This window comes from Methylovulum sp., from assembly GCF_028687615.1.
Classification (GTDB): domain Bacteria; phylum Pseudomonadota; class Gammaproteobacteria; order Methylococcales; family Methylomonadaceae; genus Methylovulum.
Window position 1 is genome coordinate 31755 of record NZ_JAQTZU010000005.1, and the last position, 12901, is coordinate 44655.

At 45.9% G+C, this 12901-nt stretch carries 12 protein-coding genes; 7 read left to right on the forward strand and 5 right to left on the reverse strand.

All coding sequences use genetic code 11. From position 1 onward, the window contains the following. The first annotated feature begins 38 nt into the window (after positions 1 to 38). From msrB to PHH59_RS04135, 5 genes are all read left to right on the forward strand, one after another. Positions 39 to 455 carry a peptide-methionine (R)-S-oxide reductase MsrB gene (msrB, locus tag PHH59_RS04115; protein WP_300011660.1) on the forward strand — a complete coding sequence of 139 codons (417 nt, stop codon included), beginning with the start codon at positions 39 to 41 and terminating at the stop codon, positions 453 to 455. Further along, entirely contained in the window at positions 452 to 1753 is a 1302-nt protein-coding gene (locus PHH59_RS04120) for a M18 family aminopeptidase (RefSeq protein ID WP_300011663.1), read from the forward strand. Before msrB ends, PHH59_RS04120 begins: the two co-directional genes overlap by 4 nt. A gap of 121 nt (positions 1754 to 1874) precedes the next feature. Next, entirely contained in the window at positions 1875 to 2399 is a 525-nt protein-coding gene (locus PHH59_RS04125; protein WP_300011666.1) for a YfiR family protein, read from the forward strand. After that, positions 2392 to 4797: an EAL domain-containing protein gene (locus PHH59_RS04130; RefSeq protein WP_300011669.1), complete on the forward strand. Its 2406-nt coding sequence runs from the start codon at positions 2392 to 2394 to the stop codon at positions 4795 to 4797. The genes PHH59_RS04125 and PHH59_RS04130 overlap by 8 nt, the downstream gene beginning before the upstream one ends. Further along, the gene (locus tag PHH59_RS04135) at positions 4794 to 6929 is read left to right on the forward strand and encodes a TonB-dependent receptor (protein ID WP_300011672.1); all 2136 of its coding nucleotides are present in this window, start codon (positions 4794 to 4796) and stop codon (positions 6927 to 6929) included. Before PHH59_RS04130 ends, PHH59_RS04135 begins: the two co-directional genes overlap by 4 nt. Positions 6930 to 6946: 17 nt before the next feature. Here the strand turns inward: PHH59_RS04135 and PHH59_RS04140 are convergent, their stop codons facing one another. Both PHH59_RS04140 and PHH59_RS04145 read right to left on the reverse strand, forming a co-directional pair. Continuing rightward, entirely contained in the window at positions 6947 to 7666 is a 720-nt protein-coding gene (locus PHH59_RS04140; protein WP_300011674.1) for a PEP-CTERM/exosortase system-associated acyltransferase, read from the reverse strand. A gap of 7 nt (positions 7667 to 7673) precedes the next feature. Then, positions 7674 to 8306 (reverse strand): iron-containing redox enzyme family protein, encoded by a 633-nt coding sequence (locus tag PHH59_RS04145; RefSeq protein ID WP_300011677.1) that lies wholly within the window; start codon positions 8304 to 8306, stop codon positions 7674 to 7676. 344 nt (positions 8307 to 8650) lie between these two features. On the opposite strand from PHH59_RS04145, the gene PHH59_RS04150 reads away from it, so the two are divergent. Then, positions 8651 to 9436 (forward strand): methyltransferase domain-containing protein, encoded by a 786-nt coding sequence (locus tag PHH59_RS04150; RefSeq protein WP_300011681.1) that lies wholly within the window; start codon positions 8651 to 8653, stop codon positions 9434 to 9436. A 192-nt stretch (positions 9437 to 9628) separates the two neighbouring features. Here the strand turns inward: PHH59_RS04150 and PHH59_RS04155 are convergent, their stop codons facing one another. The 3 genes from PHH59_RS04155 to PHH59_RS04165 all read right to left on the reverse strand — a co-directional run bounded on the left by PHH59_RS04155 (position 9629) and on the right by PHH59_RS04165 (position 11979). Next, a complete protein-coding gene (locus PHH59_RS04155; RefSeq protein WP_300011684.1) occupies positions 9629 to 9820 on the reverse strand; it encodes a hypothetical protein in 192 nt (63 codons plus the stop codon). A gap of 490 nt (positions 9821 to 10310) precedes the next feature. Then, complete coding sequence (locus PHH59_RS04160; protein ID WP_300011687.1) at positions 10311 to 11459, reverse strand: hypothetical protein; 1149 nt, start codon at positions 11457 to 11459, stop codon at positions 10311 to 10313. A gap of 127 nt (positions 11460 to 11586) precedes the next feature. Continuing rightward, on the reverse strand, positions 11587 to 11979 hold the full coding sequence (locus PHH59_RS04165) for a hypothetical protein (RefSeq protein ID WP_300011690.1): 393 nt from the start codon (positions 11977 to 11979) through the stop codon (positions 11587 to 11589). A 361-nt stretch (positions 11980 to 12340) separates the two neighbouring features. On the opposite strand from PHH59_RS04165, the gene PHH59_RS04170 reads away from it, so the two are divergent. Then, positions 12341 to 12643 (forward strand): SMR family transporter, encoded by a 303-nt coding sequence (locus PHH59_RS04170; protein ID WP_300011998.1) that lies wholly within the window; start codon positions 12341 to 12343, stop codon positions 12641 to 12643. Positions 12644 to 12901 lie beyond the last annotated feature (258 nt).

Sequence of the window (12901 nt, forward strand, 5' to 3'; positions counted from 1 at the left end):
ACTGGTTTCCAGCCGCCCTTACTCCCAGGAATATGCACATGACCGAAAAACCACACCCAAACGAAAAACCAAGCCCCGGCGTCCAGGAAGAGATCGACAGGCTCACGCCTGAACAATTCAGCATTTGCCGTTTAAAAGCCACGGAACCGCCGTTTACCGGCAAATATGTCGATTGCAAAAAAGTCGGGACTTATCATTGTGTTTGCTGCGGCAACGCCTTATTTGCATCGGCAACTAAATTTGATTCTGGCTCAGGCTGGCCAAGTTTTTGGGATGTGCTGTCCGGCACCAGCGTCGCCGAACACGCGGACAGCAGTTATGGTATGCGCCGTGTTGAAGTCACCTGCAAAAGCTGTGCAGCCCATTTGGGCCATGTTTTTACTGACGGCCCCGCACCGACAGGCTTGCGTTACTGCATCAATTCCGCCGCCCTTGATCTGCACGAAACCTTATGAACGGACACTTGCACACCCAACAATTGCTGGATTTTATCGATGCCAGCCCCAGTCCCTGGCATGTGGTGGCAAACATGGTCGAACGCCTCGGCCATCATGGCTTCCAGGCCCTGGATGAAACCGAGCATTGGCAATTACAGGCAGGTGGACGCTATTATGTTGTCAGGGGGGATTCCTCCCTCATCGCCTTTAGGTTGGGGCAAAAGCCGTTGTCTAGCACGGGCTTTAAAATTATCGGCGCCCATACCGATTCGCCCGGGCTACGCATCAGGCCAAATGCCGGCAGTTGTTTGGACGGATTTGTACGTTTGGGCGTGGAAATTTATGGCGGCCCAATCCTCGCAACCTTTACCGACCGTGATTTAGGTTTGGCTGGACGACTCAGCTATAAAACCTCGCAAGGTTCCATCGCCAATACGCTGGTGTGCTTTGACCGCCCCTTGCTTAGATTGCCGAATCTGGCCATCCACTTGAACCGGGGTGTCAATGATGATGGTCTCAAATTGCAAAAACAAAACGAGCTGCCTTTGCTGTTGGCGCGATGGACGCAGGAACAACTGCCGCCCGATTATTTCCAGTCACTTTTGGCACAACAGGCCGGGATAACGGGCGAGCGGATTTTGGCTTGGGATTTGGCGGTTTATGACACCCAGCCCGGCGCGTTCTGGGGGGCAAACCAAGAATTTTATGCCGACAGCCAATTGGATAATCTGGCATCTTGCCATGCCGGGCTGACCGCCTTGCTTGATGATGCGGTGCTGGAAAATGATGGCACACAGGTTTGTGCGTTTTTTGATCATGAGGAAATCGGCAGTGAAAGCCATAAAGGCGCGGCGGGCAGTTTTCTCCCCGATATTCTCCAGCGCATCGCCATCGCCACGGACACTGGATTGCAGGCATATCACCAAACCCTGGCAAAAAGCGTCATGATCAGTGCTGATATGGCCCATGCGTATCAACCGAATTTTCCTTTGGCTTACGAGCCCGAACACAAGGCCATTGTCAATAACGGCCCGGTCATTAAAGTCAATGCCAGCCGCCGTTACAGCAGCGAAAGTGGTTCAGAAGCCTTATTTGCCCATTATTGCCAAGAAGCGGGCGTCCCTTACCAATATTATTCGCACCGTTGTGACTTGCCTTGCGGCAGCACCATAGGCCCGATAGTGTCCGCAAAATTGGGCATAGCTTGCGTGGATGTCGGCAACCCACTATGGGCGATGCACAGTATCCGTGAAAGCGCGGGGGTACTAGACCACAATTATATGATCCTGGTACTTAAAAGGTTTTTTTGTGGTTAGCAATGTGTCTATACTAGGCCATCACCATTTTTATAGTTAATTATCCAGGGCAGGCCGATTGCATCCGCTATTCTTGTATTACCTGCGCTCCTCTCAGGTTACGAAAATAAACTTTATAAAATTGCCTTGGGTTTTAGTGGGCTTTTGTTGCCTGCTATTTTCGCAACCGCTTTATGCAGATGCCGTTGAATATAAAATTAAAGCGGGGTATCTTTATAATTTCACTAAATTTATCACCTGGCCCGAAGATAAATCGGCAAGCTTTAATCTGTGCATTTTGGGGGATGACCCGTTTGGCGCATTGATCGAACCCATTGAGCAGCGCACGGCCTTTGGCAAACCGATTAAACTGTTCAGGCTTGATAATATCAACACACTGCTCCGCATCAGCAAAACAACCCTTTGCCATATTCTCTTCGTCAGTTCGTCTATCCCCATCCCGCCATCAATCCATAAAGACAAAAACATTTTGATGGTCGGCGAAAGTGAAAATTTTGCCCGCAATGGCGGCATGGTCGGCTTTATCACCGAGGACAGCCGGATAAAATTACAAATCAACCGAAAAGCATTTCAAGAAAGTGAACTAAAAGTCAGTGCGAAATTAATGGAAGTTTCCGAACTAATTGATGGTGATAGCCATGATTGACAAAATCCGCCGTCTTTCCATTCGTGGCAAACTGTTGTCGACGATCTTGTTTCCCAGCCTAATTTCTTTGTTATTTGCGGGCATCGTTTTGATTGCGCTGGAAACGGTCGAATTTAAAAAAGTTGTCGAGAACGACCTGACCACACTGGCGACCGTGATAGGCAACCGTAGCACCGCCGCACTGATGTTCGGCGACCCTGATTTAGCCAAGGAGAATTTGGCGGCGCTAAATATCCAGCCGGCAGTGCAAGCGGCCTGTGTCTACAATAAACCAGGCCAGCTTTTCGCGCAGTTCCTAAAAGCCCCCCTAAACGCCGTCTGGATCTGTCCGCCTAACATTGCCGGACAGTCCAGCCATTTTGAAAACAATCTGTTTTGGGTCGTGGTACCCATTGTTGATAAAGGGGAGCATGAGGGTTCCATCCTCGTACACGCCGATTTTTCCGACGCTTACGGACGCAAGATACAGTTCACCCTGATGGTGTTTTTGGTGATTGCCGCTTGTTCAATCATCGCTTTCTTTTTAACGGCACCGTTTATTAAACTGATCGCCTTGCCGGTAAAAAAACTGGTGGCAACGGTTAAGGCCATTTCTGATACCAAAGATTTTTCATTACGCGCCGAAAAACATTATAACGACGAACTAGGCGTCTTGGTCGATGCCTTCAATGGCTTGATAGAGCGCGTGGAAAACCAAAACCGGGCATTGACTCGTGCCAAAGACCGCTATCTGGCCTTGTACGATGACAACCCAACGATGATTTTTAACCTGGGCGAAACCGGACTGATTATGTCAGCCAACCTGACAGGGGCAAATCACTTAGGCTTAAGCGTCAATGCCCTGGAAGATTGCTCGATCTTGGATTTTGTACATCCTGCCGATTTGGCGTTGATGAGCGAATTAATCGTGGAATGCCTTGCCAGCCCATCGACTGTCCACAAGCAGGAGCTGCGGCAAGTCTGCGATAACGGCCGCATTATTTGGGTCAGGGCCACCGCCCGGATGGCCGGTTATGATGGGCAACAAAACAATTTGTTGCTGGTCTGTGAGGATGTCACGGAGACCCACAAGCTCAGCCAACAAATTGCCTATCAAGCCAGCCATGATGCCTTGACCGGCCTGGCTAACCGCAGTGAATTTGATAAAGCGGTAAAAAACGCCATTGCCCTGGCGAATACCGACAATTCTGAACACGCCTTGTGTTATCTGGATTTGGACCAGTTTAAAATCGTCAATGACACCTCCGGGCATTTGGCCGGCGATGAATTGCTCCGGCAATTGGGCGATTTGCTGAAAAAACATTTGCGCCGCAATGATTTCATCGCCCGTCTAGGAGGGGACGAATTTGGTGTGCTGATGTATCACTGCACACTCGATGAAGCGGTTGTCGCCAGTGAAAAAATACGCGATGCCATCAGGGATTTTCATTTTGCCTGGGAAGGACGGCGTTTTTCAGTCGGCGTCAGTATCGGGATTGCCTCCATTAAGGACACTAGCGGCAATGCCGTCAACCTGCTCAAAGAAGCCGATGCCGCCTGCTATGCCGCCAAAGACAAAGGCCGCAACCGCGTCCATGTGTTTCGGCCTGATGATGAAGAACTGGCAATTCGGCATGGTGAAATGCAATGGGTGCAAAAAATCCAGCAAGGTTTGGAACAGGATTTATTTTGTTTGTATGGACAACCCATAGCAGGCATAGCCAAACCAGATGAAAAACTGCATTTTGAAACCCTGGTGCGTTATAAAGAGGCCAAAGGCACCATCATCCCGCCAGGCGCTTTTTTGCCGGCCGCCGAGCGTTACAATCTGGCTCCGGCGATGGATAGATGGGTGATAAAGAATCTGTTTGCATGGATCGCCGAAACCCCTAACTTTCTTGAACAGCTCGAACTCTGTTCAATCAATCTATCAGGTTTGTCGCTCTCTGATGATGACCTGTTCAATTTTATCCTTGAGCAGTTTACGTTTTGGAATATTCCTACCCAGAAAATCTGTTTCGAGATTACCGAAACCGCCGCGATTGGCAATCTGACCAGCGCCACCCGTTTTATTCATAAACTCAGGGACAAGGGCTGTTCGTTTTCGCTGGATGATTTTGGCAGTGGCTTGTCGTCGTTTGCCTATTTAAAAAACCTGCCAGTGGATTTTTTAAAGATTGATGGCTTGTTCGTCAAAGATATTCTCGATGATAAAATCGACCTTGCTATGGTTAAGGCCATTAATGAAGTCGGGCAAATGATGGGCAAAAAAACCATTGCCGAATTTGTAGAAAACGAAAAAATATTTAACTTGCTTAAAGAGTTAGGCGTGGATTACGCTCAAGGCTACGGTATTGGCAAACCCGTGCCCTTGCAGGATCTCAAGTTGATAATACCTTTTAAACGTGACACGCAATGAATATCAAAGCCATAACGTCTGTTAGCTTTCTACTTTTTACTTTCTGCCCTGGCAAGGTCTTGGCTGAAGCCGAAGTGGAAATGGAAGATTATTTTGCGATGTCACCTGCTGAACTCGCCAATATCCCGGTCACCATAGCCACCGGCACCCCAAAACCCGTGTTCCAGTCCGCCGCCATCACCAGTGTCATCACCGCTGACCAGATCAAATCTATGGGCGCGACCGAGCTGCATGAAGTCCTGGAAACTGTTCCTGGTGTTCATGCCAGTATTAAAGAAGGGGATTATGACTATAGTTACAGTATGCGGGGCATTAGCAATAACGCCAATTCACAAGTTCTGATTTTGCTAAACGGCACCCGCATTACCACGCCTTTTGGTGGCACATTGATGACGGGCACAGAAATGCCATTGGAAGCTATCCAGCGCGTAGAGGTGATCCGTGGCCCTGGTTCCGCATTATACGGTGCCGATGCTTTTGCTGGCGTCATTAATATAATCACTAAAAAAGCGGGTGACATTAATGGTACCCGGGCAGGTGTGCGTGCCGGCAACTGGGATACCCAAAGCACTTGGGGGCAGCATAGCACCGAACTGGCAGGCTGGAATATTGGCACTAGCCTGCAATATCAACATACCCAAGGTGATGACGGGCGTGTTATGGATGCCGACGCCCAAACAGCATTCGACAATGCACTTCAAACTCATGCCTCACATGCACCAGGGGCTTTAAACTCACGCTATGAAACCTTGAACGGGCATCTTAACTTACAGCGCAAGCACTGGAATATTGGCTTCTGGGGGTTTAATTCAATGGATGCCGGGACACGTGCAGGTATTGCTGGCGCCTTAGACCCTAAGGGCATCGCTAACGGCGAACAATATTTAGGTGATGTGCGGTTTTCCACAGAAGATTGGCTGGATGATTGGGAATTGACCGCCCACGCAAGTTATCTACGCACTAATTTTCTCGCGCAACTGCAACTATTTCCTGATAAAACCAGATTACCTATAGGCCCTGATGGCAATATCAATACTTCGGATTTTTCATTGATAAACTTTCCTGATGGTGTGAATGCCAATGTCGGACGTTTAGAAAAAATCCCCTCCTTTGAATTAACGTCAATTTTCCGTGGTTTAAATCAGCATGTCGTGCGCTTGAACACGGGGTTTCGCCATGAAGCAATTTCAACTACGGAAAGTATAAATATAGGCACGGGGGTGATAACGGACAATACCCAAACCGTAGTAAACGGGCAGCTAACCAACCTTACCGGAACGCCTTTTGTCTACTTGGCTGATACCAATCGCTCAATTTGGTCATTAGTCGCCCAAGATGAATGGCAAATCGCCAAAAACTGGCAACTGGCTTCAGGTGTGCGTTATGACAATTATTCTGATTTTGGCGGCACATTAAATCCGCGTTTGGCTCTGGTTTGGGATATTAATAAGCGGTTAACCGGAAAACTGTTATATGGCAGGGCGTTCAGGGCGCCCAATTTTTCAGAACAAGGCACACAAAACAATCCTGTCGTACTGGGCAATAAATACCTGAAACCTGAAACCATCAACACCACTGAGCTGGCCTTTGATTATCGTCCCTTATTGTCACTGCATACGACACTAAACATATATTATTATGAGATTAGCAACCTTATATCCACTGTGCCAATGACCGATGGCTTAAGCCAATATCAAAACAACGGCAATCAAAACGGTTATGGTTCTGAATTTGAGTGGGACTGGCAATGGGGCCAACAGTGGAATATAAAAGGCAATTATGCTTGGCAGAATGCAACCAACGCGGCAACCGATAAGCGGATATCAGGCGTACCGGAACACCATATTTATGTCGCTTTAGGCTGGCATTTTTCGCCTCAATGGAACATACAACCCCAACTTAACTGGATAGGAGGAAGGACTCGCGCATTAGGCGACCAACGCCAGCTAGACGATTATGAGACCGTTGATCTCACACTGCGCGGTAAAAAATTATTTAAACATTTAAATCTTGCCGCTTCTTTACGAAATGCTTTTGATGGGCATCCTCTTGAACCTGCGGCTTTGCAATTACCACAAAATTTGCCTTTGGCTGGCAGAAGTTTTTATTTTGAAGCCTCCATCGATTTTTGACCCCACGACTTGATTAATTAATAATTTCCTTTTTCAGTCAACATACCCCATAACTGCTGGTTTTCATTCGCTATGTTCTCAACTAACTCCTCGATTTTAATGATACACGGCCATCTCTCCCCGTGATAATCCAGCAACGGGCCTATTTTTATAAAATGAACCCCCGCCGATGACAAAAAACGGAACCACGCAGGTTCCAACGTTCCAAAAAGATATTCAATATTATGTTCATAACAACTTTTTATTAAGCAGGTTATCAACGCAAAACTCATATGAGGAAGCGCCCGACGTTCTAGCAAAGAGAAATACTCCCGGTTTTCACAAACACCTTCGTTTATTGCCACCAAGGTGTTTGATTCATTCTTTCTTCTTTTAAACGCTTTGGATATGCAAAATCGGGACGCTTCTGCCAAGTTAGCCCGGTTAATTTGTTGCATCAGAGCGGTATTGTCGATTTCACAATTGACTTCAATTGGAAATAACTCTTCTGGGAACGTAACATTAGGCAAGACAAGCCGGGTAGTGGCGGCATAGTCCCCAGAGCTCCGATGGCGGATTAAATAATGCACGGAGTGTTGGTCAAATTCATCATATTCCATCTTGTCAGGATAATCATCAGGACTAAAAACGCCCATTTCGAAACAATAAACTTGATAACGGAGCTTATATACTTCATTTTTAAGCTCTTTTGAAATGGCAGGGACCATTTCAAAATACTGATTAAAAGCGTCAATCATACTAAACCTAATGGCTATTAAAATCAGTAAAAACACTTATCCAGGAACCACACATCATCTTTCCCCCTTCGAGACAAGCAACCGGGTTATTATCAAAATAGCGTGAGCATAAGTCGATAATTTCTTCACCATGTATCAGATCAGCTTCTAAATGAATGGCAACCCAGCGTTTTTGTTTTTTATTTAACCCTAAGCGTTCAAAAAAAACGTTACCTTCCATCTGTAAATGTTTGGCTATATTTTCAAAAACATAAACTGCGCCTAAGTAAGGATAGATGTTGTCACCTAAATTAAACCATCTGGCATGAAAGTTTTTAACTGATTGGGGTATTGCTTCAGAAACATCATCCCCTAACTCCCTTAGATCTTCCCTGGCTAAAATATAATGTGCCTGTTCCTCACTAACCATGTGGTTAAAATATTTCTTTAACTCTTCGTTATGGGCAATATTGCCCGCATGTCTTATCATCTCACCGCTTCTGGCCGTGTAATGATACATGGTGTTTAAAAACTGTTTGTATTGCTCCAAATCGAAACCATTAGCTCCTAAAAACGGCTTAAAGGTATTTGCCGCTTTTTCAGCAAGCACTTCAAGCTCTTGGATAGCGTACACTTCATCAGATATTGAGGGATTTTTCATTGATCAACCTATGTGTTTACTATCGAAATTTATTGACTATTTTTAGCCGTCATTTTTGAGTGAAGCAGAAGATTTTGTGAAAAAATAGCTTGGGAGTTTCATTTTTAGTCAATAATGTGGTTTAACTCCATTTTCAGAACCCTCCCCAACACACCATTGTCCAGAATTAAACTGAATGCCTCACATTTGGCAAATATATGGGAATTATTGCCTAATTCTTTACAAACGCGTTGAGATTAACCCACCATTCCGCTTTTTGGCAATTATTTTGATAACAACAGACCTTTTTACAGTCAATTCTAACCGGTCAATAAGCCACCCATACCACAGGCTAAGGATAATTCATGTCACTCCCTAAAGGCTATTTAGATACCGAAGCCCTCGATATTTTTGCCAAACTGCTCAATAACATCAAACAGCGTAGCTACGATGCCATGTCCATTAAAAAAGGCCATAAGGTATTAGACTTGGGCTGTGGCCCAGGTACTGACACCGTCCCTCTAGGGTTATTGGTCGGCAACCAGGGCCAAGTCATCGGTGTGGATTACGATTTGGCGATGCTGGCCGAAGCCAATCAACGCGCGGAGCAAGCGGGTGTAAGCGCGTGGGTCAAGCATCAGCAAACCGATGCCGCATCCCTGCCTTTTGATAGCAATTATTTCGATGCCTGCCGCAGTGACCGGCTCTTTCAACATTTGCCTAATCCGGTACAATCCTTGTCAGAAATGGTCAGGGCAACAAAATCCGCTGGCAGGGTAGTTATCGTGGATACTGACTGGGGATCCTTATCCATTGATACTGACGAAATTGACATTGAGCGGCGATATGCACGGTTTGTCGCCTGTTCCGCCTTGCATAACGGTTATTCAGGACGCACATTATGCCGGCTCTTCAAACAACAAAACTTAACGGATATTAGCTTTGAAGTTTTTCCGGTTGCAGTTACCCGAAGCATGTTGATCCGCCAGGCAACACAAGCGGACAGGACGGAACAAGATGCCGTTGCCGCCGGAGTCCTCTCTACTGAAGAGGTGCAACGCTGGCGTGGCAGCCAAGCACAGGCGGATGCCGAAGGCGTGTATTTTGCCAGTGTCAATATTTTCCTAGTTACTGGCCGCAAACCCGAATGATTTGGCTAAACAATCGCCTTGCGGCCAAGTTTTTGCCACGCCCGAACTCTTAACGGTCATGGGTAGTCCTGCAATCGGAATGATTTGTAAAAAGTCAAGCCTACCGATTTATTGGGTCGAATGCCCGTACTTCAAGGCGTACGGTCATCGCAATATTTTATTGACAAATCTATTATCATTCCGATTGCAGGACTACCAAAAATTGTAGAGGATGATGTTTTCATATTCCAAACCCTTGGCTTCCTGAATGGTGAACACCAGTGGCGTACGGAAATGCTGTTGCGCGGCGGGTTTTTGCTCGACGGTCATGACGATGACCGCAAACAGTGTTGACGCACGGGTTTTGGAGTCCAGTTCCTCGCGGATGGCGGCGGTGTCCTGCAAAAACAGCACTTCGCCTTGGTTATGACCGTTGCTTTCGACCAGATAATGGCTTTCCTTGTCTATCGAGCCGAAGCGTTGGTTTTTGATTTTTAAAATGGCTCTATATGGGTTTTAAGGTCTTTTGCTAAAAATATACGTTAAGTCATTAATAAGCGTGGTTATCTCCAAAATACCCGTCATTCCGGCATACCCTCTGGGGCATAAAGGGATTGCCGGAATCCAGATGCCAAGGATGGCATCTGGGTCACAACGGGCATTTAAAAACAGTCAACCATCTATTTTTTGTCCTAATTGTAACCGTTCACGTCCTTGTGAACTGGATTCCGGCAATCCCTTTATGCCCCAGAGGGTATGCCGGAATGACGGGGGTATTTATGGCCGCTATATTTATTAACGGACAAAAGACCTTAAAACCCATATAGAGCCAAAATTAATTGGTGATCTGAATGAAGCAACGCGAAACTCAGGAAAATCCGTATGGCGGTTCCTGTTACTTGTTCTGTGTTGTTGGCCGGGGATGGCTGCGCACATAGTCGATGCACCTTAGGATTTCTGGCGCACCGTTATGTTGATACCTCCCTGTTTGTTCCTGGGCCCACTGGTAAAAGCCTTCGCATAACGCTTCCAAACCCGGATTCCCCGCCAGGTAGGCAGCAATGATTTTCACCATTCCATATCCGAACTTGCCAATCTCAAAGAGAGAAGAAGCTTCTTCGAGGGTATTAAAATGGTATTCAAAGCTTGATAAGGTTTTGTATTGCGCCAGCGCTGGCAATAGATAAGCCTGTAATTTCATGGTTAGCTGCGCCACGACCGCATCAATTTGTTCAAACCGTTTAATATAATATCGCCCTCCCATTCCCCCCACTTCAAATTCATCAGTCCCTTCAATCCACTTATCCGAGTTCAAAGAAAGCGTGGACATTTTCGCCACATCTTCTAGAGATTTGTCTGGATAGGCATGTTCACAAATTAGGTCTGAAATGGCATGGCAACGTAGTGTCGTTACAATGCCGAGCTCGGCAAAAAGCGGCAAACCATAACACCCTGGAGACCAAAGCATAATTTCACACCAGCTTTCTGGATGGATTTGTTTGAACAGGTGTTTATTTTTGTAAGCTGTGTAACCGTGTTCGAGCATAAGCGGAGCCAGGCGCTCAAAAACGATGTCCAGCACTTCTTCGTTTGTCGGTTGCTTTATTGTGGATGAAGCAGGGGTGGTTTTGCCCGGCATCCTCAATACGTTGCCGTCTGGCAAATACACCTCTCCCGCTTGCTCATCCATCACGCAAAGCCCTAACTCAGCGGCTTCCTGCATCACAAACGGGCGGACTTCGTCAAACAAATCATTTAGGTTAAGCCCTAAACCATAAACCGCATCAAAGGTTTTACCATTGAGTGGCGAATCAGTCCAAGCCAATTCGGACAAATCAAAATCATCATCCCCGTCTTCATCAAACGGCACCGAATCCATATCTGGATAGCGTTGTTTAAGCCGCTCGGCCAGGGCGATGAATTTCGGGTTAAACTCACTTAACTGACAAGACTGCAAAGTTTCAAGAAGCTGCAAAGCAGCATCAATGCTCACGGGAAAAGGTTTATTTACGGGATTATCCCAAATTTGTACGACATAGCTCATAGGTATTTTTCTCTGTTAAGGTTTGGTCGGCTAATGACACTGATTTTATTAAAATGGATGACGGCAATTAGGGTTGCTTTCCGTGCCGACTCTATCTTTAGCGCGGGCACATCCGGTTAGGGTCAATTCAAACTTTATTAAAAATTTCAATGCTGGCTAGGAAAAATAAACCGGCCGTTATCGCCGCTAAAATCTTCAATTGCTGAAGAAGCTTGGCCATATCGGCATCCTTAATAACCATGATTGAAAACACCAATGTCATTGGGATTAACAGGATAAGCCTAGTAATCAAAATCGTATCGTATAATTCATCGATATGGGGGCCGATACACGCATCGGTTGTTGCTGACGCTCTGGCTGGACAACTAAAAAAATATAGTCTGGAATAAAATTCCCAGTGGGCAAAACCACGAGAAATACCATGATGCCGATAAAAATACGCAGAAAGAAGTGTTTTGTATTCATTTTTGGTTTTTTCCTTAACTGAACGCTTTAAGTTGAGTGAGCTTGCAACATCCATCGCAAGCCTAATTTCCAAGCTCTTAGATGATGGAGTATCGCTATGGCTTAATCATTTATGCACTTAACCGATTCAAAACGATGAACTCGACAAAACACACTCGGAGAAATTATGCCACGGGTATAGCCTTCTTTCCTGCACTTATCGGTTGCGCTTTCAACTCCCTGCCGGCCAATAGGATCCGCGTAGTTCCTGTCAAAAACAGTTTCAATACTAGCCACATAGAGCCATTTTTTTAATGCGTAACTTCATATAATTGATAACCTATGCCCCATCCCATTTTATGGGCATTACAAACTAAGCAACTACTGGCCCTAGCTTAGTATAATGCGTCTTTTTTATGATGACGAAAGAGGTGCATGTGGCGAGGTTATTGTTGTTTCCTGCAGGGTTTGTGGAAATAATTTTTGCGTTAAGCCTTAAGTATAACGAAGGATTCACCAAGCTTTGGCCTAGTGTGGCAACGATGATCTCAGGCGTCGGTAGTTTTTATTTGCTGATGTTGGCAATTAAAACCTTAATTGGCAACGGAGCTTTCTGCTCCCGTCCCACTTTGAAAACGTACAACCTTGAAATAAGGAAACATCTTCTAAATCAAAGCTTATCTCTCTATAAAGGTATGCGGTTTTTCAGTCAGATGGGAGTAGATACAAACAATAAATAGACGAAATATTTCAGTTTTGAGCTGGACGGCGAAGTGATTCCGCATCCAAGCCTGAATCAGCCAGATGTCGGGAAAGCCGCGCACACTGTAAGTTTTAAATCTCAATTGCTTGCGCCTTAAGCGGTTGCGTGAGGACAGCATCACCCAGCTTTACCAAATTACCAGCGAATTGCAACATGACACCGAAGCCTTGAGGCAATTTTTACTGCTGGAACTTCAAGAAACTAAAAGTTTCATTAATGCGCGTAAACAATAGTT